We start from the raw sequence: 22,434 nt of genomic DNA on the forward strand, positions 1-22,434 counted from the left end.
GCTCCCTCAGGCGTGGATGTCGACGTCCTTGCGATCCCGGATCAGCAGTCCGCCGACGACGACCGTCAGCAGGGCCACCACGATCGGGTACCAGAGGCCGTAATAGATGTTGCCCGTGGCCGCGACCATGGCGAAGGCCGTGGTCGGCAGGAAGCCGCCGAACCAGCCGTTGCCGATGTGATAGGGCAGGGACATGGAGGTGTAACGCACGCGGGTGGGGAACATTTCCACCAGCGCCGCCGCGATCGGCCCGTAGACCATGGTCACGTACAGCACGAGCACGAACAGGATGCCGACCACCAGCGGCTTGTTCACCAGGGCGCTGTCCGCCTTGGCCGGATAGCCGGCGGCGGTCAGGGCGGCGCCGAGGCCCTTCTCCCATTCCGCCTTGCCGGACGGGTCGGCAAGGCCCGGCACGACCGTGTCGCCGATGCGGACCTCGGCGACCGTCCCGGCGGGCGCGGCGACGGTCTCATAGGTGACGCCCGCCTTGGCGAGGTAGGACTTGGCCATGTCGCACGAGCTGTCGAACCTAGCCTTGCCCACAGGATCGAACTGGAAGGCGCAGTCGGCCGGATCGGCGACCACGGTCACCGGCGCGCTCGCCGTCGCCGCCGCCAGCCGCGGATTGGCCGCGCCGGTCAGGGCGTGGAACAGCGGGAAATAGGTCAGGGCCGCCAGCAGGCAGCCGATCAGGATGATCGGCTTGCGCCCCACCTTGTCCGACAGCCAGCCCCAGAAGACGAAGAAGGGCGTGGCCAGCGCCAGCGAGATGGCGATCAGCACATTGGCCAGCGCCGGATCGACCTTCAGCGTCTTCTCCAGGAAGAACAGGGCGTAGAACTGGCCGGTGTACCAAACCACGGCCTGACCGGCGGCGAGGCCGAACAGGGCCAGCAGCACCAGCTTCAGATTGGGCCATTTGCCGAAGCTGTCCTTCAGCGGCGTGGTCGATCCCCGCCCTTCGGCTTTCATGCGGGCGAAGGCCGGGCTCTCGGCTAGCTTCAGCCGGATCCACAACGACACGCCCAGCAGCAGGATCGAGACCAGGAAGGGGATGCGCCAGCCCCATTCCTTGAACGCCTCCTCGCCGATCGCCGAACGCACGCCCAGGATGACCAGCAGGCTCAGCATCAGGCCCGCCGTCGCGGTGATCTGGATGAAGGAGGTATAGAAGCCGCGCTTTCCGGGCGGGGCGTGCTCGGCGACATAGGTGGCCGCGCCGCCGTACTCGCCGCCCAGCGCCAGGCCCTGCACCAGCCGCATCAGCACCAGCACCACCGGCGCCGCCACCCCGATGGCGGCGTAGGACGGCAGCAGCCCGACCACGAAGGTCGACAGCCCCATCAGCAGCATGGTCACCAGGAAGGTGTTCTTGCGTCCCCACAGGTCGCCCAGCCGCCCGAAGAAGACGGCCCCGAACGGCCTGACCGCGAACCCGGCGGCGAAGGCCATCAGGGCGAAGATGAAGCCGGTCGTCTCGTTCACGCCCGAGAAGAACTGGGCCGTGATGATCGCCGCCAGCGACCCGTACAGATAGAAATCGTACCACTCGATCACCGTCCCGACGGACGAGGCGAGGATGACCAACCGGTCGCTGCGGTCCACGGTGCGCCCTTCGGCGGCGGCTTCGGTCATGGTCCCTCCCCGGACAGTGGCGAAAGGGAGCGTGGACCGGATTTCCGGAGGACGCCAGCCGCCTTGCGACCGGTTTTGACGCATCGGCGTGCGATCCTGCGGTCCGTCGATCCACGACTTGGAGGAGTCCGGATGGTCCGGAAATCCACCCTCAGCAATAACAAGGACTTGCGTTCTCCATCCGGACGCATCGGACGGATCGGACGGTGCTTTTCAGCCTCGGCGGAACGGTGCGCCCGGATAGGAAAAGGGCCCCCGCCGTTCGCACGACGAGGGCCCCGGGTCGGGAAGGATGTCAGTCCAGGCTCAATCGCTGTCGCTGTCGTCGTCCGAGGCGACCAGGACGGCGATGATCACCACGCCGGCGGCGATGGCGGCCAGGGGAATGCCGGCGAATTCGCTGGCGGCGTCGGCCCGGGCGCCCACGCGGTCGCCGACGCGAGCGGTGGCGGTGGCGGTGGTCTGGGCGGCGACGGCCTGGCCCGCGACGAGCAGGGCGCCGACAGCGACGGCGGCGATGGCTTTCTTCATTGGGGTTCTCCTGGGCGGTCGGGAATCGTGACCACCGAGGTCGCACGACAGGAACGGAATTTCCATCGCCAAGGGGAATTTGAGGAGAGTCCCGGCGCCCGATCTAGCGGACGGCGGCGGCGCCCTTGCCCTCGACCCGTCCCTGCACCTCGGCCAGCGAGGTCATGGCGTTGTCGCCGGGCGTGGTCATGGCGATGGCCCCATGTGCCGTGCCGAAGTCCACCGCCGCCTGCGGCCCGAGTCCGCTCATGAAGGCCCAGGCCAGCCCGGAGACGAAGCCGTCCCCGCCGCCGACCCGATCCAGCACGGCGACCTCGCTGACCGGCGTGGCGTAGCGCTCGCCGCCCAGCCACAGCACTCCGCCCCAGCGGTTGACCGAGGCCGAGACCGGGTCGCGCAGGGTGGCGGCGAAGACCTGCACCTTCGGCAGCTCCTTCGCCAGACGGGCCACGAGGGCGTCGAAGGGCCGGCTGTCCGCCGGATCGGCGCGGCGGTCCGCCGTCTCGATCCCCAGGCAGGAGGCGTAGGCGTATTCGTCGCCGACCAGCACATCGACCAGCCCGGCGATCTCGCGGTTCACGCGGCGGGCGGCGTCGGGGTCCGGATGGCTGGACCACAGGCTGGCGCGATAGTTCAGGTCGTAGCTGACCACGACGCCGTGCCGCTTGGCGGCGCGGATGGCGGCCAGGGTCGTCTCGGCGGTGGCCTCGGACAGGGCGGCGAAGATGCCGCCGGTGTGCAGCCAGCGCACGCCTTCCGAACCGAACAGCGCATCCCAGTCGACCTCGTCCGGCCGGATCTGCGAGGCTGAGGAATTGGCCCGGTCGGAGCAGCCCAGCGCCCCGCGCACGCCGAAGCCGCGCTCGGTGAAGTTCAGCCCGACCCGGGTGTTGCGGCCCACGCCGTCGGCTTCGCGCCACAGGATGTGGGACGTGTCCACGCCCCCCTGCAGGATCAGGTCCTCGACCAGCGCCCCGGTCTCGGTGCGGGGCAGGGCGGTGACGACCGAGGTCCTCAGGCCGAAGGTCTTCCTCAGGCCGCGCGCCACATTGTACTCGCCGCCGCCCTCCCAGACCTGGAAGGATCGGGCGGTGCGGATGCGGCCCTCGCCCGGGTCCAGCCGCAGCATGACTTCGCCCAGGGCGACGGCGTCCCAGCGGCAGTCCGCGGCGGGCTTCAGGCCCTTCAGATCGGTCATTTGAGCAGCGAGGGCAGCCACAGCGAAAGCGCCGGTACGAAGGTGACCAGCATCAGCACCGCGGTGCAAGCCAGATAGAAGGGCCAGATCGAGCGCAGGCTGTGGGTCATCGGCACCTTGGCGATGGCGCTGCCCACGAACAGCACCGAGCCCACCGGCGGGGTGATCAGGCCGATGCCGCAGTTGAGCAGCAGGATGACGCCGAACTGCACCGGGTCCACGCCGAAGGCCTTGGCCACCGGCAGGAAGATCGGGGTGCAGATGATGATCAGCGGCGCCATGTCCATGAAGGTGCCCAGGATCAGCAGGATGACGTTGATCAGCAGCAGGATCAGGATCGGGTTGTCGGTCAGGGTCTGCAGCAGGCCGACCATCATCGACGGCACCTGAAGATAGGCCATCAGCCAGCCGAAGGCGCCCGCGCAGCCGATGATGAACAGCACCGCGCCCGAGGTCCGCGCCGCGCCTGTGCAGGCCGCCTTGAAGGCGTCCCACTTCATGTGGCGGTAGACGATGCCGGTGATCACGGTGGCGTAGACCACGGCGATCGACGCGCTTTCCACCGCGGTGAAGATGCCCGCCCGGATGCCGCCGAAGATGATGCCGACCAGCAGCAGGCCGGGAATGGCGGCGACCAGCCGGCTGGCGACGACGCGGAAGCCGGGGAAGGGCTCGGCCGCATAGCCGCGGCGGCGCGCCATCACATAGGAGACGATCATCAGCGAGACGGCCAGCAGGCCCGCCGGGATGATTCCGGCCGCGAACAGGTCCGAGATCGACACCCCGCCTCCGGCCGAAGCCGAGTACAGGATCATGTTGTGCGACGGGGGCACCAGCAGGGCGACCAGCGCCGCCGAGATGGTCACGTTGACGGCGTAGTCGCTGTCATAGCTGCGCTTCTGCATCTGCGGGATCATGGTGCCGCCGATGGCCGAGACGTCGGCGATGGCGCTGCCCGAGACGCCGCCGAACAGGGTCGAGCCGACGACCGTGACCTGGCCCAGGCCGCCGCGAACATGGCCCACCATCGAGGAGGCCAAGGCGATCATGCGGTCGGACAGGCCGCCCTTCATCATCAGTTCGCCGGTGAAGATGAACAGTGGGATGGCCAGCAGGGCCACGGAGGTGATGTCGGACCCCATCTGCTGGAACACCACGATGGGCGGCAAGGCCAGGTAGAGCACCGTCGCCAGCGTCGCGGCCAGCAGCGAGAAGGCAACCGGCACGCCGATGACCAGCAGCACAGCCAGCAGGCCGAAGAGGATGATGTACTCCATGGTCAGTCCCCGGCTTCGGTGGTTTCGGGCGCGTGGTAGTCGCCGGTCAGCAGACGCTCGATCGAGAACAGCAGGATCAGCGATCCGCCGACGCACAGACCCGCGAACTTCAGGCCCGCAGGCAGGGGCGCGCCCGCCATGGTGACCGGCCACTCGTCGATCATCAGGGTCCCGCCCAGCACCATCAGGCCCGCGCCGGACGCCGCTGCGATCAGCCGCGACAGGGACTTGAGCAGCCATTGGGGGCGTCCGGGCAGGGCGTGCAGGACGGTCTGGAAGGCGAAATGGGTCTCGCGCCGCACGGCGACCGCGGCCCCGAACATGACGGCGAAGCTCATCAGCAGAAGGGCCAGGGGCTCGGTCCAGCCGGGGCTGTCGTTCAGCACATAGCGGGCGAACACCTGCCAGGCCTGGATCAGGGCCATGGCGACCAGCGCCGCTCCCGCCAGTCCCAGGACGAAGACGGCCAGCCCGTCGAGCGCGCGGGTCAGACCGCGTCGGGATTCAGACATTCGGGCCCTCCCTGAGCGCCGATAGGGTGTGCGCGGCCGTTCAGGCGACCGCTGCGATACGTTCGTGGAGCGCGCGCAGACGCGGCTCGGAAAGATACTTGTCCAGCACCGGGCGGACCGTGGCGGCGAAGGCGGCCTTGTCGACCTCGCTCACCTGCACCCCGGCGGCCAGCACGGTCGCCCGGGCCTCGGCCTGCCGCTTGTCCCACGCGACACGCATGACCTGCACCGACCGGCGGGCCACGTCGCGGACCAGGTCGCGGTCGGCGGGCGTCAGCTGTTCGAAGCTGGCCCTGGACATCAGCAGGGCGTCTGGCGCGAAGGAATGCTCGGTCTGGCTCCAGTACCGGGCCACCTCGAACTGGCGGCTGGACTGATAGCTGGGCCAGTTGTTCTCGGCCCCGTCGATCAGATGGGTCTGCAGCGACGAAAAGACCGCGCCGAAGGTCAGCGGCGTCGGGTTGGCGCCCATGGCCCGGATGGAGTCCAGGAAGATGTCCGACTGCGGCGAGCGCATCTTCAGCCCGCGCATCTGGCCCGGCTCGCTCACCGGGTGGCGGACGTTGTAGAAGCTTCGCGGCGCGGCGTCGTAGTAGGCTAGGCCGACCAGGTCGCGGCCCTCGAACACGTTCAGCAGCTCGGCGCCAATCTGCCCGTCAATGACTGCCCGCACATGGGCGACGTCGCGGTAGACATAGGGCAGGGCCAGCAGGCGGGTCTCGGGGAAGGCGTTGTTCAGCGCGGCTACGGCGACGCGGCAGATGTCCACCGCCTGGAAGCGGGTCAGGCCGATGGAGTCGTCCTCGGTGCCCAGCTGCCCGGCCGGGAACTGGCGGATGCCGATGCGGCCGCCGGTCAGTCGGCCCAGCTCCTCGCCCATCCATTTGACGGCGGCGACGGTGGGGTAGTCGGCGGGGTGGACGTCGACGGCGTTCAGCACCGTGCGCCCGCCCGTCGCGCGCGGCGAACAGGCGGCGAGGCCGAGGCCGGAGATCCCGGCGAGCGCGAGGGTGCGGCGGGTCAGGCTCATCTGGCGTCTCCCACGGCCGGGATGGCCACGCAGGCGATCCGGCCGTCCGGGCCGAAGTCGGCGACGGCCGACTGGCCGATGGCGATCGGATGCACGCCGGTGGCGGCGCCCGTCGAGATCAGCTGTCCGGCCTCGAGGCGGCGGCCCCGGCGGTGCAACAGGTTCAGCAGGAAGGCCAGCGAGTCCAGCGGGCCGTTGGGGATCGAGGCGGCGCCGCCGGCGCCGACGATCGCGCCGTCGATGGCGGTGGTGCAGGTCAGGCCCGCCAGCCGCTCGCGCCAGTCGGCGATCTCGGCGCCCAGGATCAGGCCGGCGTTGTTGCCGAAGTCCGAGGCGGTGACGGCGGGGCCGTGGTCGTTGATGCCGGGGAAGGGGCTGCCCGCGATCTCGACGCCGGTGAAGACCCGGCTCACGAGGGTGGCGACGGTCCCGGCCGTCCAGTCGTCGCGATCGGGAGCGGTCTCAGCCAGCTCGATCACATATTCGGCCTCGACGGCGGCGAAGCCTCCCGCGATCACGCCGAAGGGCGTCGGGCGATCGGCCTCGGCGGCCCAGACGGCCTTCGAGAAGATCGGTCCCGCCAGGCGTCCGACGCCGAAGCGGGCGTCCCACGGCGCGTTGATCCGGCCCAGCTTCCAGCCCGCGATCCGGTCCGGCCACAGGGCGATGGCCTCGTCCTGGACAGCGTAGGCCGCCTCCAGCGAGTCGGGGTGCGCGCCCGGATAGGACGGCACGGCCCGCGCCGTCCGTCGGGCGTCGGTGAAGGCGCGCGCGATCGGCGAACCGCTTGAATTGTCGTGTGCGTGGCTCACGCCGCCTCCCATTTGCAGTGGACATTGCGCAGGAAGGAAACCGGTGTCAATTTGAATCCGGCGACGCCCGTCCGGCGGCGCTTTCAGCACAAGGCCGCGGTCACAGTCGGTCAGGCTAAAGGATGGAAACATGACCCTCGCCCGTCTGGCCGCCCTGGCGGCCGCGTTCCTGCTGCCGGTAACGGCCCCGTCCGCCGGTCTCGCCCAATCGCCCACATCGACTCCGGCCGAGGCCGCGCTTCCCGCCTTCCCCGGCGCCCTGGGCTGGGCCGCGCGGACGCCCGGCGGACGCGGCGGACGGATCATCCGCGTGACCAATCTGAACGGGGAGGGGCCCGGCTCCCTGCGCGAGGCGATCGAGGCCGACGGTCCGCGCATCGTGGTGTTCGAGGTCGGCGGGGTCATCGACCTGAACCGCAGGACGCTGAAGATCACCAACCCCTTCATCACCATCGCCGGCCAGACCGCGCCCTCGCCGGGCGTCACCCTCATCCGCGGCGGCATGGACATCGGCGGCCATGACGTGATCGTCCAGCACATCCGCATTCGCCCCGGTTCGGCGGAACAGGGCTGGATGAGCGGCTGGGACGAGGACAGCATCTCCACCCAGGCGGCGTATAACGTCATCGTCGATCACTGCAGCCTGGAGTGGGGCACGGACGAGAACCTGTCCGCCTCCGGCCCGCGCTTTACCGGCGCGACGCCCGAGGAATGGCGCGCCGGAACCAGCCACGACATCACCTTCTCGAACAATCTGATCGCCGAGAGCCTGGCCTATTCGACCCACGCCAAGGGCGAGCACTCCAAGGGCTCGCTGATCCACGACAACGTCACCGGCCTGCTGATCATCGGCAACCTGTACGCTCACAACTATGAGCGCAGCCCGCTGTTCAAGGGCGGGGTGCACGGGGTCATCGTCAACAACCTGATCTACAATCCGGGGCCGCGCGCCCTGCACTACAACCTGGCCCCCGAGGAGTGGCTGGATCACCCTTATGAGGTCGGCAAGATGACCGCGATCGGCAACGTCCTGCGCGCCGGGCCGTCGACCCCGACCGATCACCTGGCCTTCCTGATGATCGGCGGGGCGGGGGATCTGGCATACTACGGCCGCGACAACATCGCCGTGGACCAGGTCGGCGAGCCGATCCGCATGTTCGGCCGCTACACCACCGCCCCGGCCCGCATCATCCAGACCCGCCGTCCGCCGGTCTGGTGGGAGGGACTGACCCCCATTCCGGCCGAGCAGGTGCAGGTCGCGGTCCTGTCGCAGGCCGGCGCCCGCCCGTGGGACCGCGATATGCGCGACGTGCTGCTGGTCGCCGAAGTCGCCGAGGGCCGCGGCCAGATCATCGACCATGAGCGGCAGGTCGGCGGCTATCCGCCGATCCGCGAGGCGACCCGCAAACCCTTCAATCCCGACGATTGGGACCTGCGTTTCATGACGCCCCTGCGCGACGAGGTCCTGGACCGCCCCGCGTCGAGGAACCACACCTGAGCCGCTGACACGGGACACGGCTCAGTTTAAGGACGGTGTTCGGCCAGAGAGACTTGACGCGTGAATGACACCAAGCGACCCGGCGGCAAGCCCGCCACCATCAACGACATCGCCCGCCTGGCCGAGGTGTCGAAGAAGACGGTGTCGCGTGTGATCAACAACTCCCCCTTCGTGAAGGAGGAGACACGCAAGCGGGTCGAGGCGGTGATCGCCGAGCATGGCTTCAGCCCTGATCCGCAGGCGCGGGGATTGGCCTTCCGCCGGTCCTTCCTGGTCGGGATGATCTACGACAACCCCAGCCCCAACTACGTCGTGAACATGCAGCAGGGCGTGCTGGACGCCGTGCGCGGCGCGGGCCTGGAACTGGTCGTCCATCCCTGCAACCGCGCCTCGCCGACCTTCCTGGACGAGGTCCGCGCCTTCGTCGTGCGCCAGAAGCTGTTCGGCGTGGTCATGCCGCCGTCGGTGTCGGAAGATGACCGGGTCATCGAGATCCTCAAGGACGCCGACTGCCCCTATGTCCGCATCGCCTCGGTGTCGCTGGACGAACCGGCCTGCATGGTGGTGACGAACGACAGCCGCGGCGCGGCCCAGGCGGCGCGTCACCTGGCCGAGCTGGGCCACACGCGGGTCGCCTTCATCTCCGGCCCCGACACCTTCCGCTCGTCGTTCGAGCGGGGCAGGGGCTTCCGCGAGGGGCTGGCCGAGCATGGCCTGTCGATGGACGACGCCTATGTCCGCGCGGGCGCCTACACCTTCGAGTCCGGAGCCGAGGCGGCGCAGAGCCTGCTGGCTATGGCCAAGCCGCCGACCGCCATCTTCGCGGGCAACGACGAAATGGCCATCGGGGTCATGAAGGCCGCGCGCGACGCCGGCCTGGACGTGCCCGGCGACCTGTCCATCGTCGGCTTCGATGACCTGCCCATGGCCTCGCGCGTCTGGCCCAACCTGACCACCGTCCGCTTGCCCATCCGCGACATGGGCCGCATGGCGGCCGAGAAGCTGACGGCCGGCCTGCGTGGACTGGACCCCGCGACGCTGGTCCAGCCCGAGGTCGATCCATCGCTGATCGTGCGGGAATCGACCGCACCGCCGAGGGGCTGAAGACCGAAGGTTCTTGACGACTACAGATGTAGATGCAAGATCGTCTACAGATGTAGTTGAAGGTCGTCCGATGGAACGGATCAGTGAAGGCGAGCAGGCGGTGCTTGAGGTGCTGTGGCGTCAGGCCCCGCTCTCGGCGACCGACATCATCGACCGGATCGAACCATCCCGCGACTGGAGCGCCAGCACGGTCAAGACTCTGCTGGCCCGGCTAGTGGCCAAGGGCGCCGTGTCGCACGAGGGCGAGGGGCGCCGCTTCCTCTACTCGCCGCTGCTGACCCGGGACGCCTTTCTCGCCACCGAGTCGCGCCGGATGATCGACCGCCTGTTCGGCGGTCGGGCGGCGCCGCTGGTCGCCCATCTGGCGGAACAGGATCAACTGTCCGATCGGGACCTCGCCGAGATCGAGGCGCTGCTGCGGTCGTTGAAATCATGACCGACTGGCTGCTTCAGGCCCTGCTCGGTTCGACGGTTCTCGGCGCCGTCGTCCTGCTGGTCAGGCCCTGGGTCCTGCGCCGTCTGGGACCCCGGATGGCCTATGGCCTGTGGCTGCTGCCCGTCGTTCGGCTAGGGCTTCCGCCGATGCCGGCCTGGAGCGTGCACAGTTCCGCCGTGGCCGCCCTCGGGGAGGAGGCGACAGGCGTCGCGGCCCAGATCGTTCGGCCTGACGCGCTGGTCCAGATGCTCGTCGTGCTCTGGGCGGCCGGGGCCCTGGTCCATCTCGTTCGGGGGCTGTTCGACTATGTCCGGTTCATGCAGCGCGCCGGGGCGGCGGTCGTCGGCCCGGACGAGACCCTCGACGGCGTCGCGGTGCGGACCAGCGCTTTCGTGACCGGGCCCGTGGCGGCCGGGATCTGGAAGCGGCGCATCTTCCTGCCGCTGAACTTCCGTCAGCGGTTCGACCCGGATCAGCGCGTGCTGGCCCTCGCCCACGAGCGCGCCCACCATCGCCGGCACGACATCGCCTCGAATTTCGTCGCCCTGGTCGCGCTGTCGATCCACTGGTTCAACCCGTGGGCCCACCACGCCTACCGCCTGTTCCGGCTGGATCAGGAGCTGGCCTGCGATCGGGACGTCATCGCCGCCTCGCCCATGTCCCCTGAAGCCTACGGCAGGCTGATCGCGAGCGCCTCCCGGACCGGCGGCGTCAGCCCGGTCTGCGCGCTGAGCAAGGCGGACCTGATCAAGCAGAGGCTGGTCGCCCTGACCCGGCCCGCCGGTCTTTCGCCGAGATGGGCGGCGGCGTCCCTCGCCCCCGCCGTGATCCTGGCCCTGGCGGCGACCGCCCCGATCAGCATCAGCGGGGCCGATGGCGTGGCGGCCATCGTATCGGCGGCGGCCCGGCCGAAACCCGCCCCATCCCCCGCGGCGTCGCCGGCGCCTGAGCCGGACAGCGCCCCGTCGGTGGCTCGCCGGCCGCCGTCTCGCCACCGTGCGTCGCCCGCACCCGTGCCTACACCAGCGACGCAGCGCCTCACCGCCCGGGCCGTCGCCGCGGAACCGACGCCCTCGGTAGATGAAGACCGCACCTCCCCCGACTATCTGGCCCGACGACGGGCGATCGGCTTGGCCAGAAGCCGGTGGCGGATGGAGCATCCGGCCGAGGCCGCCCGGGCCCGCGGCCGCCCCATCCGCGCATCCCTCTCGCTCGCGCCCTGACCACGCCGCTTCGCGGCCGTCTCCAGCAGGACAACCGACCATGCAGATTCTATCGACGGGCGGACTCCGCCCGGCCGGATCCTCGCGCCTGATGCGCATCCTTCGACGGGCGCTAATCGCGATCGCGCTGATCGTTCCAGGGGCGGCGGCCGCCCAGAACGGCGCCGGACCGGCGGATGCGACGGAGCAGGTTGATCGGTATCTGCAGATGCAGATGCAGCGGCTGCAGATCCCGGGCCTGGCCGTCGCGGTGGTCAAGGACGGCCGGCTGGTCCTTGAGCGCCATTACGGAACCGCCAGCATCGAGTTCGGCGTTCCCGTGTCCACGGACACCGTTTTCGCCATCAACTCCGTGACCAAGGCCTTCACCGGCGTCGCCGCCATGCGTCTGGTGGAGGCGGGGCGGCTGGACCTTTCGGCGCCGGTCGACCGCTACCTGGCCGATCTGCCCGAGGCCTGGCGCGCCGTCACCATCCGCCAGTTGCTCAGCCACACGTCCGGCCTGCCCGACGTCCTGCGCGCGCCCACGGTGGAGACCGATGCGGCTGCGGCCTGGGCCTGGGTCCTGGCCCAGGACATCCGTTTCCCGCCCGGGGAGCGCTTCAACTACTGCCAGACCAACTACACCCTGATCCAGCGGGTGGTGAACCAGCTCGAGGGCCGGGCGCGGGACGCGCCCCTGGCCGAGGAACAACTGGCCATCGCGGGCATGGCGGACACCCGTTATGGCGACGCCTACTCCGTTATCGCGAACCGGGCTCCGACCTATCGCTGGACCCTCGGCGGGCCGATGATCGCCGGCTATCGCGCCGCCTCGGCCACGAACCCCGGCGTCATGACGGCCGTCTCCGAACGGTTCCTGCCGTTCCGCCGCGCCTCCTCGGGCCTGAACAGCTCGGCCGGCGACCTGGCGCGGTGGCTGATCGCCCTCCAGGACGGGAAGATCCTGAGTGCGGCCAGCCTGGAGACGCTATGGACCCCGGTCGCCTTCAACGACGGGAGCAAGGGCCAATGGGGACTCGGATGGCAGGTCCTGGCCCGCGGAACCCATCGGTCGGTGGGCATGACCGGCGGCGGCCGGGCCGCGGTCTCCCTCTATCCGGACGACGGCGTCGGGGTGGTCATCCTGACCAATCTCACCGGTTCGTATCCGGAAGACATGATCGACAAGATCGCCTCGATCTACGCCCCCGATCTGGACCTGGCCGGCGTGCCGGCGCTGCGCATCGCGCTTGAGGAGGGGGGCTATGACCAGGTCATGGCCGCCGCCTCGGCGATCGAGCAGGGCCATCCGGGCCTGATCTGGCCGGAGGCCGAGCTGAACGACTGGGGCTACCGCCTGCTCAGCACCGGCCGCCCCCGTGACGCGCTGCAGGTCTTCCGCCTGGCGGCCGATCGCTATCCCGACAGCGGCAACGCCCATGACAGCCTGGCCCAGGCCCTGCTGGTCAACGGCGACGACGGCGGCGCGGCGGTCCACTATGCGCGCGCCGTCGCGCTGGACCCGGCCAACACCAGCGCGGCCCGGCATCTGGCCGAGCTGCGCGCCGGCCCGCCTCGCTGAGGCGCGACCTTTCGCCGGTCTCAGGCGGTTTCGAGCGCGGGGCTTTGGACCAGGCCATTGATGTAGGCGCGGATGCCTTCGTCCGTGGCGTTGGCGAAGAAGTATTCCTGGAAGCGCTCGCCCGCGACGGCGGCCTTCAGCAGGTCCTGATCGACGGTCTTCAGGACGGTCAGCATGTCATGGCAGGCGACGGCCTTGAGGTCCTTCAGGACGCCCCGGTTCTTGCGCATGATCTCGGCGCGTTCCTTGGGATAGCCCAGGCCGCGCTCACCCTCGAACAGCTTGCGATAGACGTCCTGCAGGTTCAGCTCGGCCGCCCAGCCGAAGCCCTTGGCGTAGGGCATGGCGATGGCGTTGCCGTCGTTGATCTGGCCGAACAGGAAGGCGTCGGTGGGGTCGATGATCAGGCCGCAGAACACGCCCGGCATGGCGTTGGCGGCCAGCATCGAGCCCGTGCCGGTGCCGCAGCCGGTCACCACGAAGTCGGCGGCGCCGGAGTTGAGCAGGATCCCCGTCAGCAGGCCGTTCATGACGTAGGTCAGAGAGGCTTTATCCTCGGGCGTGTACATGCCGTAGTGGAACACCTCATGGCCCAGGGGCTCGGCCACCGCGGTCAGGGCCGCATGGACCGTCTCGCTCTTGGCGGCCTGGCTGTTCTCGATGATCAGGGCGATTTTCATGGCGTTCCTCCGGTGGAGACAATGGGCGGAGCGGCGCGTCGGCTCCAGCCCAGTCCCCGTTTGCATCGGATTATGACACCGGTTACCTATGCATTCAATCTGCATCAGACAAGCCGGGGAGGGAAAGCATGTCGACGAGCGCGCGTTCGTGCGAAATCCTCCTGACCGGCGCTGTGTCCGCCCCTCGTGAGGTCCACTGAAATGAACCCCTTCGACCTCTCGGGCCGCACGGCCCTCGTCACCGGCGCCAACACCGGACTGGGTCAGGCCATCGCCGTCGGTCTGGCGCAGGCGGGAGCGGATATCGTCGCCGTCGGCCGTTCGGCGCCGACCGAGACGGCCGCCCTGGTGCAGGCCGCCGGCCGCGCCCTGCACGCCATCCCGGCGGACCTGTCCACTATCGCCCCGATCGCCGACGTCGTGGCCAAGGCCGTGGACGCGGTCGGCGCGGTCGACATCCTGGTGAACAACGCCGGCATCATCCGCCGCAACGACAGCCTGGACTTCACCGAGGACGACTGGGACGCGGTCATCGACACCAATCTGAAGACCGCCTTCTTCCTGAGCCAGGCCGTGGCGCGCACCTGGGTCGACGCCGGGCGCGGCGGCAAGATCATCAACATCTGCTCGATGCTCAGCTTCCAGGGCGGCATCCGGGTGCCGTCCTATACGGCGTCCAAGAGCGGTCTGGCCGGGCTGACCCGCCTGCTGGCGTGCGAATGGGCGTCCAGGGGCATCAACGTCAACGGCATCGCGCCCGGCTATTTCTCGACCAACAACACCGAGGCCCTGCGCGCGGACGAGACGCGCAACCGCGACATCCTGGCCCGCATTCCGGCGGGGCGGTGGGGCGACCCGTCCGACCTCGGCGGCGCGGCCGTCTTCCTGGCGTCCGACGCCTCCGCCTATGTCCACGGCACGGTGCTGGCGGTGGATGGCGGCTGGCTGGCGCGCTAGCCCGCCAACGCGTTCAACCAGTCCTCGAGATTGGTGAAGCCGTCGCCGTTCCGATCAGCCGGGCCGTCGGCGGCGTCGGCCGGATCCAGCCCGTGCGCCTGCTCCCAGTCGTCGGGCATGCCGTCGCCGTCGCGGTCGATCCACGGCGTTCCGGCCTCCAGCTCCGGCCAGCCGCCGACCTGGCTCTGGCTGTCGATGATCCTGCCCGTGCGGCCGCGGACGCCCGCGACGATCCGCAGGTCCACGGCGTCGCGCACCCGGCCGGCGCCCGCCCGGTCCAGCACCGCCAGCGCCGCGGCCTCCGGCGTCTCCGCCGCCGCCTCCGCCCAGTCGGGCCGCGCGGGAAGGCGATAGTCGGGCCGGCCTGAATCCTTGACCAGCGTCCACGGGTCGGCGGGGATCGCGCCGTCCATGCTGTTGGCCTCGAACCAGGCCCTGGCCAGCGGATTGGATTCCTCGAACGCCCAGCGTCCGGCCGAGTCCGGGCCTGGGATGTAGGCGTTGCCGATGAAGGCGTAGGCCGAGCGGCTTTCGGTGTCGGCGTTGTAGCCCGCATGCGACCCGCCCCAGTCGTAGAAGACGTTGGCGCGGAACTCGAAGCGCGGCCCCTCGGGATCGACGGACGGCGGATTGTAGTTGCCCGGGCGGGGCATGCGCGCCCGGTGGGCGGCCCACAGATTGTGATGGAAGGTGAAGCGCGCGCCGTGCCCGCCGCGCACCAGCGAGCCATAGCCGTGATCGCCCTTGGCGTGGCCCGACCGGTTCAGCGATTCGGCGATCAGGGACCACTGCACGGTCACGTCGTAGACGCCGCGCTCGGGCGGGTCGTAGCGGCTGCCGACCGACAGGGTCTCGTCCACCGACCAGGAGGCCGAGACGTGGTCCAGGATGATGCGGCGGCCGCGCTCGATGGTGACGGCGTCCGACTCGATGCGGCTCTCGTCCCCCAGCCGCGAGCGGATGTGGCGCACCACCACATCGTCGGCGACCACGATCAGCGCGTGGTCGCGCAGGGTGATCCCGCCGCCCGGCGCGGTTTGGCCGGCGATGGTGATGCGGCCCCGGCGGATGCGCAGCGGCGTCTCCAGCCGGATCGTCCCGCCGATGTCGAACACGACCGTGCGCGGACCGTCCGCCTCGACCGCGGCCCTCAGGCTGCCGGGACCGGCGTCGTTCAGGTTGGTCACCCGCAGCACCGCGCCGCCGCGCCCGCCCGAGGCCAGACGCCCCGCGCCCTCCGCGCCGGGGAAGGCGACGACCGGCTCGGGCCGGGCCTGGGCCGAGACCGTGTGTGCCCCAAGCGACACGGCGAACAGCGTCACGGCGAAGCCTGTGACCGCTTTGTGTCGAAGGCCGCTTGCGAAAACGCCGATCATCAGGTTAGGCTCGTGATTGCTACCGGTGTCAGGGCGCATTCCGCACGAATATGACACCGGTGTCAAACGGAACGGCCAGCGATGTCGGACCGCAAAAACAGATAGACCGGGGTCACTCCGGCGTCCTGTATGCCCATTGGGAGGAGGCATATGTTGCAAGCTATCCAGCCGGGGATGACCCGTGCCCTTCGTCGTCGCCTGTTCGTCGGAGCGTCCGGTCTGGCCGTCGCCCTGTCGTTGGGAGTCGGCGCCGCCGCCGCGCAGACCGCGCCGCAACCCGCACCGCAGGACGAGACCGTCGAGATCGATGAAGTCGTCGTCACCGGGTATCGCGCCAGCCTGAACGCCGCCCTCGACGCCAAACGTCGCGAGACCAGCATGGTCGACGTGATCATGGCCGAGGACATCGCCGATTTCCCCGACCTGAACCTGGCCGAGTCGATCCAGCGGGTCCCGGGCGTCGCCATCGACCGTGACGCCGGCGAAGGCCGTTCGATCACCGTTCGCGGTCTGGGCGCCGACTTCACCCGCACCCGCATCAACGGCATGGAGGCCCAGGCCACCGCCGGCGGCACCGACTCCTCGGGCGGCGCCAACCGGGGCCGTGGCTTCGACTTCAACGTCTTCGCCTCGGAGCTCTTCAACTCCATCACCGTGCGCAAGACCGCGGCGGCCGAGACGGAAGAGGGCTCGCTGGGCGCCACCGTCGACCTGCAGGCCACGCGCCCGTTCGACTACGACGGCTTCACCGCCGCCATGTCGGCCCAGGTCGGCTACAACGACCTGTCGGAGCAGTACAATCCGCGCATCGCCCTGCTGCTGAGCGACCGGTTCGGCGCCAATGACGAGTTCGGCGCCCTGATCTCGCTCGCCTACAGCGAACGCGACCTGCTCGAAGAAGGCTTCAGCTCGGTGCGCTGGGCGCCGGCCGTCGGCACCAACAGCTCCGGCGGTTTCGCCTCCGCCGGATCGAACGCCACGGCCTTCGCCCTGGCCAATCAGAGCAACGTCTTCATCCCGCGTCTGCCGCGCTATGGCCGCCTGACCCACAGCCAGGAACGCCTCGGCGTCACCGGCGCCCTGCAATGGCGCCCGGCCGAGACCACGGTGCTGTCTCTGGACGTGCTGTATTCCTCGCTGGACGCGACCCGCCAGGAGGACTTCCTCGAAGCCCTGTCCTTCAGCCGCAACGCCGCGGCCGGCGGCCAGCCCCAGGTGACGGTCCAGGACGCCGCCGTCCAGAACAACATGCTGGTCTACGGCGTGTTCAACAACGTCGATGTCCGGTCCGAGAGCCGCTACGACGAACTCTCGACCGACTACCTGCAGGTCAGCCTGACGGCCGAGCATGACTTCACCGACCGCCTGCACGGCCGTTTCTACTACGGGCGCGCGGAGTCGAATTTCGAGAACCCGATCCAGACCACGGTCACCCTCGACCGGAACAATATCCAGAACTACTCCTGGGACTTCCGCGGCAACGCCAACGCCCCGGTCATCAGCTACGGCTTCGATGTCGCCAACCCGGCCAACTGGGAATGGCGCCCGTCGACCGCCGTGGTGCCGCGCTCGGAAATCCGCATCCGTCCGAACGGCGTCGACACCGTGTTCGAGTCGGCCCAGGCCGACTTCGCCTATGACGCCAGCGACTGGTTGACGATCAAGGCGGGCATCAACTGGAAGAGCTACACCTCGGACTCCTATGAGTTCCGCCGCGCGGACGAGACCGTGGTTCCGGTGCTTCCGGCCGGTACGACGATGGCCGACATCACCAATGTGCTGACCGGCTTCGGCGCCGACCTGATCCCCGGGGGCACGGCCAGCAGCTGGGTCCGTCCCAACCTCGGCGCCCTGGCCAGCCTGTTCAACATCTACTGCAACTGCGACACGGGCGTGCCGGGAGGCGACTTCCGCCTGACCAGCATCACCAACGGCAATGCGCGCGGCGGCAACCGGTCGATCACCGAAGACGATCTGGCGGTCTATCTGCAGGCGGACTGGGACACCGACCTGTTCGGCCGTCCGTTCCGCGGCAACGTCGGCGTGCGTCAGGTCAGCACCACGCTCAACGCCTCGGGCTACAGCTCGACCGGCGGCGGCACCCTGGTCACCGGCGAGAACCAGTACGACAACACCCTGCCGTCGCTGAACATCAGCTATGAGCCGATCGAAGACCTGATCGTCCGCTTCGGCGCGGCCACGGTCATGGCCCGTCCGCAGATCGGCAACACCCTGGCCGGGACCAACTATCTGGTGCCGACCACCTCGCTGGCCGCCACCGGGCCGAACTACACGGCCTCGATCGGCAACGTGAAGCTGGAGCCGTTCCAGGCCAACACCTACGACTTCAGCATCGAGTGGTATTTCGCCCGCGAAAGCCTGCTGTCCTTCGCCTATTTCTACAAGGACATCGACACCTACATCCAGATCGTGCGTCAGGACCTGGCCTATTCGGACCTGACCGCGCTGAACCCGTCGGCCTTCGCGCCGGGCTTCTGCACGGGCACCTGCTCGTCCTCGACCATCTTCCAGCTGACCGCCGCGGTGAACACCGAAGGCGGCCCGCTGAAGGGCTTCGAGATCAGCTACCAGCAGCCCTTCACCTTCCTGCCGGGTCCGCTGGAAAACCTCGGCGTGCAGCTGAACTACACCCACGTCGAATCCGAGATCGACTACTGCAACAACGCCCTGTGCACGACCTTCGTGACGGCTGACCTGATCAACCTGTCGCCGGAATCGTGGAACGCCACCGTGTATTATGAGGACGACACGTTCTCGGCGCGGGTCTCGGGCGCCTTCCGCGACAGCTACATCCAGAACGTGCCCGGCCGGAACGGCAACAATGTCGAAGGCAAGATGGAGACGTTCAACCTGGACGCCTCGGCCTCGTACAATCTGACCGACGAACTGGTCCTGACGCTGGAGGCCCTCAACCTGACGGACGAGGAGAACCATCAGTACGTCGGCGACGGCGCGGATCGCCAGAGCACCTCCGTCTACCACCACACCGGCCGACAGTTTTACTTCGGCGCCCGCTATCGCTTCTGATCACTCCTGAACCGAAGCGCACTCTCCGCCGCCGACCCACCCGGGTCGGCGGCGCTTTTTTATCCGGCGACCAGATCGGTCAGGTCGGCCCAGACGCTCTCGGTCGTCGGGATGCGGCCGGCGCCCCGCCCACGGGCGGTGAAGACGCGGCCGTCGCCGGTGGTGACGCGCAGGGCGTTCCACTCATCCGGCAGGTCGGCGAACAGGGGGTCGCCGTCGGCGGCGGCGAAGGCCACGTCGGCGCGGTCGGTGCGCACGTCCAGCCGCGCCAGTTGACGCACCCGGCCCGGCGGCAGGACCGCATCGGCGGCCAGGGTCGCGCGGGCGATCCGCTCGGGCGTCAGGCCGCCGTCCAGCGCCTCGTGCGCCAGGATGGCCAGTTTGGCCGCGGCGTCCAGGCCGCTCAGATCGGCGGTCGGATCCTCTTCCGCGAAGCCCGCCTCCCGCGCGCCGGTCAGGGCGTCGTCGAAGGCGACCCCGTCGGCCAGCCGGTTCAGGATGAAGTTGCAGGTGCCGTTCAGCACCGCCTCGATCCGCACCACCGGCGCATGGGCGCGGGCCCGGCGCACGGTCTCGATCAGGGGCGAGCCGCCGCCGACGCTGGCGGAGTAGAGCAGTCGCGCGTCATGGGCCTCGGCCAGGGCGGTCAGGGCCGGCAGGTCGCCGCCCACCGCCTGCTTGTTGGCGCTGACCACATCGACGCCGCGCGACAGGGCGGCGCGGATCAGGGCCAGTCCGGTGGACGCGTCCGAGATGGCCTCGACCAGCACGTCCGGTTCGCGGGCCAGCAGGGCGGCGGGATCGGCCAGCAGCAGGCCTTCGGGCGCGGCCGGGTCGCGCGGCTTCTTCGGATCGCGCACCAGCACCCCGACCACGGTGAAGCGGTCGTCGTCCAGCAGCCGCGCCAGCACGCCGCCGCCGACCACGCCGCAGCCGGCCAGCGCCACGCGCAGCGGACGCTCGGGCCTGGACCGGGCATGGGCCACGGCGGCCTCGGGACCCGCGACGATGGAGACGGGGGCGTTCAGCAGCGCCTCGCCCGGACCGGGCCGGGCCGAGATCACGCCGATGGCGTCCAGGGCGGCGGCCAGGCGGGCGGCGGCGCCCGAGGCGACGGCCACGACCCGGCGTCCGCGCCGTACTTCGCGATAGACGGCGCTGGCGGCCTCGGCCGCGTCGGCGACGTCGAGCTGGAGCAGGGCGACGGGCTCCTCGGCGCCGTGCGGGACGGCGTCCGCCCCGGCGGCGGGGCGGGGAAGCGGCAGGGAGGCGGCGGTCATCAGGCGGCCTCGGCTTCCAGCGGAGAGGCGGCCAGGACGGCGTCCAGCGCGGCCGACAGATCGGTCAGCAGGTCTTCCGGATGCTCCAGCCCGATCGACAGGCGCAGCAGGCCGTCGGTGATGCCCGCCGTCAGGCGCGCTTCCGGCGTCATGGCCGCGTGGGTCATCAGGGTCGGGTGGGCGATCAGGCTTTCGACCCCGCCCAGCGACTCCGCCAGGGTGAAGACCTCCAGCTGGTCGACGAAGGTCCGCACCGCGTCCAGGTCGGCCAGCTCGAAGCTCAGCATGGCGCCGAAGCCCTTCTGCTGGCGCGAGGCGATCTCATGGCCCGGGTGGCTCTTCAGGCCCGGATAGTTGACGGTCTTCACCGCCGGATGGGCTTCCAGCCATTCGGCGACGCGGCCCGCCGTGGCCTGCTGGCGCTCGACCCGGGCGAACAGGGTGCGCACGCCGCGCAGGGTCAGATAGGCGTCGAAGGGCGAGCCGGTCACGCCCAGGCAGTTGGCCCACCAAGTCAGCTGCTCCAGATCGGCCTGGTCCTTGGCCACCACGCAGCCGCCGACCACGTCGGAGTGGCCGTTGATGTATTTGGTGGTCGAGTGGATCACGAGGTCGGCGCCCAGGGCGATGGGGTTCTGTAGGGCCGGCGACAGGAAGGTGTTGTCCACCGCCGCCTTGCAGCCGACGGCGTGGGCGCGGGCGCAGATGTCGGCCACGTCGACCACGCGCATCAGCGGGTTCGAGGGCGTCTCGATCAGGATCAGCTTGGGGTTCAGGGCGAAGGCGGCGTCCAGCGCCTCGCGGTCGTTCTGGTCGACGAACTGGACGTCGAAATGGTTGCGGCGCGCCCGGGCGCACAGCAGGCGATGGGTGCCGCCATAGAGGTCGTGCGGGGCCAGCAGCAGGTCGCCGGGCTCCAGCGAGAACAGGGCCAGGTCCACCGCGGCCATGCCGGTCGCGGTCACCACCGCGCCTGCGCCGCCTTCCAGTTTCGCCAGGGTCTCGCCCAGCACGTCCCGGGTCGGATTGCCCGAGCGCGTGTAGTCGTACTTCCGTTTCCCATCGAGCCCGTCGAAGCTGTAGTTCGAGGACAGGTACAACGGCGGCATCACCGCCCCGTGCGCCGGATCGTTGTTCACGCCGTGCCGGGCGGCGGTCGTACAGGGGTGGGCTTCACTGGAACAGGTCATGCGGCGATCTCGCGGGGCTGGCGGGCGTACAGGGGGGAGAGGGCGTCGTGGAGCGTGCGGCCGACCAGCTCGCGCTCCTTCAGGAAGGCGTCGTGGCCGAAGATGGAGCCGGCCTCGCCGAAGCGGCGCAGGGCGGGGGCGCGGCCGGCCAGGTCGCGCAGGTCCTCGATCGGCACCAGGCGGTCGCTGGTGAAGCCGAGCAGGGTCAGGGGGCAGGTCACCGCCTCGGGCGCGACCGCGTGGCGGTCCAGCGAGTCCGACAGCGAGATCCAGCGGTCGGCGCTGGTGGCTTCGGCGTAGTCGGCGCCGCGGGCGATCAGATAGTCGCAGACGGGGTAGGGGCCGCCGGCCTGCGCCGGGGCCGTTCCGGCGAAGCGCCAGTCGAACTCGTCGGCGGTGCGATAGGTGGTCATGGCCAGCTCGCGGGCCAGTGAAACGCCCTCCGCCTCGCGGCCGCAGTCGCGGGCGAAGGCCAGCACGCGGCGCTGCACTCCGCGCCAGGCGGTGGCGGCGGGATGGGCGCGGTGGGCGGCGGAGATGACCACCAGCTCGCCGATCCGCTCGGGGAAGTCCGCCGCGAAGGCCAGTCCGATGCAGCCGCCGTAAGAGGCGCCGACGAAGGCGTCGATGCGCGGCTCCTCCAGCGCGTCCAGCAGCAGGACCAGCAGGCGGGCCTGATCGGCGGTGGTGATGGTGACGCCCGGATCGGTCTTGCCGGGCAGCAGGTCGAAGGCCAGCACGCGGGCGCGGTCCAGGTCGATGGGGCCGCCGTGACGGACGGCCCACGACCACCAGTTGGCGGCGAAGCGGCCGCTGGAGATGCCGCCGGCGACCACCACCAGCGGGCCCTCGGTGGGGCCGTGCAGGCGTCCCGTCAGGGTGTCCGCCGCCAGACGCTCGCCCGAGGCCAGCCGGAAGTCGGCCGGAATCACGGCCGTCACGTCACGGCCGGGAGCCTCGTCGATGATCCATTCGGTGGACGCCACTGTCCGCTCCGGTTCCGCTCAGCGAAACCGATGGGGCGAACCAACACCTGTGACGAAAGACCCGTGAAGTCCGTCGGACCCGCAAGGGTCCTGT

General features: G+C 69.8%; 19 protein-coding genes. 7 read left to right on the forward strand and 12 right to left on the reverse strand.

Annotated elements, in window-relative coordinates; genetic code table 11:
- Window positions 1–6: 6 nt before the first annotated feature.
- The 7 genes from AC3WRV_RS04520 to AC3WRV_RS04550 all read right to left on the reverse strand — a co-directional run bounded on the left by AC3WRV_RS04520 (window position 7) and on the right by AC3WRV_RS04550 (window position 6,998).
- Window positions 7–1,638, reverse strand: coding sequence for an MFS transporter (locus AC3WRV_RS04520; protein WP_492312306.1), 1,632 nt, complete (start codon window positions 1,636–1,638; stop codon window positions 7–9).
- 306 nt (window positions 1,639–1,944) lie between these two features.
- A complete protein-coding gene (locus tag AC3WRV_RS04525) occupies window positions 1,945–2,169 on the reverse strand; it encodes a hypothetical protein (protein WP_492312307.1) in 225 nt (74 codons plus the stop codon).
- A 103-nt stretch (window positions 2,170–2,272) separates the two neighbouring features.
- Window positions 2,273–3,367, reverse strand: coding sequence for a sugar kinase (locus AC3WRV_RS04530; protein ID WP_492312308.1), 1,095 nt, complete (start codon window positions 3,365–3,367; stop codon window positions 2,273–2,275).
- Window positions 3,364–4,644: a TRAP transporter large permease gene (locus AC3WRV_RS04535; protein ID WP_492312309.1), complete on the reverse strand. Its 1,281-nt coding sequence runs from the start codon at window positions 4,642–4,644 to the stop codon at window positions 3,364–3,366. The genes AC3WRV_RS04530 and AC3WRV_RS04535 overlap by 4 nt, the downstream gene beginning before the upstream one ends.
- Window positions 4,645–4,646: 2 nt before the next feature.
- Window positions 4,647–5,156, reverse strand: a complete 510-nt coding sequence (locus tag AC3WRV_RS04540; protein ID WP_492312310.1) for a TRAP transporter small permease — start codon at window positions 5,154–5,156, stop codon at window positions 4,647–4,649.
- Window positions 5,157–5,196: 40 nt separating this feature from the next.
- Window positions 5,197–6,186, reverse strand: a complete 990-nt coding sequence (locus AC3WRV_RS04545) for a TRAP transporter substrate-binding protein (RefSeq protein ID WP_492312311.1) — start codon at window positions 6,184–6,186, stop codon at window positions 5,197–5,199.
- On the reverse strand, window positions 6,183–6,998 hold the full coding sequence (locus tag AC3WRV_RS04550) for a 2-keto-4-pentenoate hydratase (RefSeq protein WP_492312312.1): 816 nt from the start codon (window positions 6,996–6,998) through the stop codon (window positions 6,183–6,185). The genes AC3WRV_RS04545 and AC3WRV_RS04550 overlap by 4 nt, the downstream gene beginning before the upstream one ends.
- A gap of 130 nt (window positions 6,999–7,128) precedes the next feature.
- On the opposite strand from AC3WRV_RS04550, the gene AC3WRV_RS04555 reads away from it, so the two are divergent.
- From AC3WRV_RS04555 to AC3WRV_RS04575, 5 genes are all read left to right on the forward strand, one after another.
- On the forward strand, window positions 7,129–8,496 hold the full coding sequence (locus AC3WRV_RS04555) for a pectate lyase family protein (protein ID WP_492312313.1): 1,368 nt from the start codon (window positions 7,129–7,131) through the stop codon (window positions 8,494–8,496).
- Window positions 8,497–8,556: 60 nt separating this feature from the next.
- The gene (locus tag AC3WRV_RS04560) at window positions 8,557–9,600 is read left to right on the forward strand and encodes a LacI family DNA-binding transcriptional regulator (RefSeq protein ID WP_492312314.1); all 1,044 of its coding nucleotides are present in this window, start codon (window positions 8,557–8,559) and stop codon (window positions 9,598–9,600) included.
- 70 nt (window positions 9,601–9,670) lie between these two features.
- On the forward strand, window positions 9,671–10,036 hold the full coding sequence (locus AC3WRV_RS04565; RefSeq protein ID WP_492312315.1) for a BlaI/MecI/CopY family transcriptional regulator: 366 nt from the start codon (window positions 9,671–9,673) through the stop codon (window positions 10,034–10,036).
- Window positions 10,033–11,259: a M56 family metallopeptidase gene (locus AC3WRV_RS04570; protein ID WP_492312316.1), complete on the forward strand. Its 1,227-nt coding sequence runs from the start codon at window positions 10,033–10,035 to the stop codon at window positions 11,257–11,259. Before AC3WRV_RS04565 ends, AC3WRV_RS04570 begins: the two co-directional genes overlap by 4 nt.
- A gap of 91 nt (window positions 11,260–11,350) precedes the next feature.
- Window positions 11,351–12,823 carry a serine hydrolase gene (locus tag AC3WRV_RS04575; protein ID WP_492312317.1) on the forward strand — a complete coding sequence of 491 codons (1,473 nt, stop codon included), beginning with the start codon at window positions 11,351–11,353 and terminating at the stop codon, window positions 12,821–12,823.
- Between the two features lie 20 nt (window positions 12,824–12,843).
- On the opposite strand, the gene AC3WRV_RS04580 is transcribed toward AC3WRV_RS04575, so the two are convergent.
- Entirely contained in the window at window positions 12,844–13,503 is a 660-nt protein-coding gene (locus tag AC3WRV_RS04580) for an RpiB/LacA/LacB family sugar-phosphate isomerase (protein ID WP_492312318.1), read from the reverse strand.
- A 201-nt stretch (window positions 13,504–13,704) separates the two neighbouring features.
- On the opposite strand from AC3WRV_RS04580, the gene kduD reads away from it, so the two are divergent.
- On the forward strand, window positions 13,705–14,460 hold the full coding sequence (gene kduD, locus AC3WRV_RS04585) for a 2-dehydro-3-deoxy-D-gluconate 5-dehydrogenase KduD (protein ID WP_492312319.1): 756 nt from the start codon (window positions 13,705–13,707) through the stop codon (window positions 14,458–14,460).
- On the opposite strand, the gene AC3WRV_RS04590 is transcribed toward kduD, so the two are convergent.
- A complete protein-coding gene (locus AC3WRV_RS04590) occupies window positions 14,457–15,782 on the reverse strand; it encodes a pectate lyase family protein (RefSeq protein ID WP_492312320.1) in 1,326 nt (441 codons plus the stop codon). The two genes, kduD and AC3WRV_RS04590, sit on opposite strands and share 4 nt — an antisense overlap.
- A gap of 228 nt (window positions 15,783–16,010) precedes the next feature.
- Between AC3WRV_RS04590 and AC3WRV_RS04595 the strand changes: the two genes are divergently transcribed.
- Complete coding sequence (locus AC3WRV_RS04595; RefSeq protein WP_492312321.1) at window positions 16,011–18,884, forward strand: TonB-dependent receptor; 2,874 nt, start codon at window positions 16,011–16,013, stop codon at window positions 18,882–18,884.
- A 59-nt stretch (window positions 18,885–18,943) separates the two neighbouring features.
- On the opposite strand, the gene AC3WRV_RS04600 is transcribed toward AC3WRV_RS04595, so the two are convergent.
- From AC3WRV_RS04600 to metX, 3 genes are read right to left on the reverse strand one after another with little or no spacing between them, the layout of a single operon-like run.
- Window positions 18,944–20,164 carry a homoserine dehydrogenase gene (locus AC3WRV_RS04600; protein WP_492312322.1) on the reverse strand — a complete coding sequence of 407 codons (1,221 nt, stop codon included), beginning with the start codon at window positions 20,162–20,164 and terminating at the stop codon, window positions 18,944–18,946.
- Window positions 20,164–21,354 (reverse strand): cystathionine gamma-synthase, encoded by a 1,191-nt coding sequence (gene metB, locus AC3WRV_RS04605; protein WP_492312323.1) that lies wholly within the window; start codon window positions 21,352–21,354, stop codon window positions 20,164–20,166. Before metB ends, AC3WRV_RS04600 begins: the two co-directional genes overlap by 1 nt.
- Entirely contained in the window at window positions 21,351–22,340 is a 990-nt protein-coding gene (gene metX, locus AC3WRV_RS04610) for a homoserine O-succinyltransferase MetX (RefSeq protein WP_291832241.1), read from the reverse strand. The genes metB and metX overlap by 4 nt, the downstream gene beginning before the upstream one ends.
- Window positions 22,341–22,434: the final 94 nt, after the last annotated feature.

The organism is Brevundimonas sp. EU05-FHT14B11, from assembly GCF_058790835.1.

Bases quoted from the DNA above. Each gene is read 5' to 3' on its own strand.
- AC3WRV_RS04520 (WP_492312306.1), bottom strand. From the start codon at position 1,638: ATGACCGAAGCCGCCGCCGAAGGGCGCACCGTGGACCGCAGCGACCGG.
- AC3WRV_RS04525 (WP_492312307.1), bottom strand. From the start codon at position 2,169: ATGAAGAAAGCCATCGCCGCCGTCGCTGTCGGCGCCCTGCTCGTCGCG.
- AC3WRV_RS04530 (WP_492312308.1), bottom strand. From the start codon at position 3,367: ATGACCGATCTGAAGGGCCTGAAGCCCGCCGCGGACTGCCGCTGGGAC.
- AC3WRV_RS04535 (WP_492312309.1), bottom strand. From the start codon at position 4,644: ATGGAGTACATCATCCTCTTCGGCCTGCTGGCTGTGCTGCTGGTCATC.
- AC3WRV_RS04540 (WP_492312310.1), bottom strand. From the start codon at position 5,156: ATGTCTGAATCCCGACGCGGTCTGACCCGCGCGCTCGACGGGCTGGCC.
- AC3WRV_RS04545 (WP_492312311.1), bottom strand. From the start codon at position 6,186: ATGAGCCTGACCCGCCGCACCCTCGCGCTCGCCGGGATCTCCGGCCTC.
- AC3WRV_RS04555 (WP_492312313.1), top strand. From the start codon at position 7,129: ATGACCCTCGCCCGTCTGGCCGCCCTGGCGGCCGCGTTCCTGCTGCCG.
- AC3WRV_RS04565 (WP_492312315.1), top strand. From the start codon at position 9,671: ATGGAACGGATCAGTGAAGGCGAGCAGGCGGTGCTTGAGGTGCTGTGG.
- AC3WRV_RS04570 (WP_492312316.1), top strand. From the start codon at position 10,033: ATGACCGACTGGCTGCTTCAGGCCCTGCTCGGTTCGACGGTTCTCGGC.
- AC3WRV_RS04575 (WP_492312317.1), top strand. From the start codon at position 11,351: ATGCGCATCCTTCGACGGGCGCTAATCGCGATCGCGCTGATCGTTCCA.
- AC3WRV_RS04580 (WP_492312318.1), bottom strand. From the start codon at position 13,503: ATGAAAATCGCCCTGATCATCGAGAACAGCCAGGCCGCCAAGAGCGAG.
- kduD (WP_492312319.1), top strand. From the start codon at position 13,705: ATGAACCCCTTCGACCTCTCGGGCCGCACGGCCCTCGTCACCGGCGCC.
- AC3WRV_RS04595 (WP_492312321.1), top strand. From the start codon at position 16,011: ATGACCCGTGCCCTTCGTCGTCGCCTGTTCGTCGGAGCGTCCGGTCTG.
- AC3WRV_RS04600 (WP_492312322.1), bottom strand. From the start codon at position 20,164: ATGACCGCCGCCTCCCTGCCGCTTCCCCGCCCCGCCGCCGGGGCGGAC.
- metB (WP_492312323.1), bottom strand. From the start codon at position 21,354: ATGACCTGTTCCAGTGAAGCCCACCCCTGTACGACCGCCGCCCGGCAC.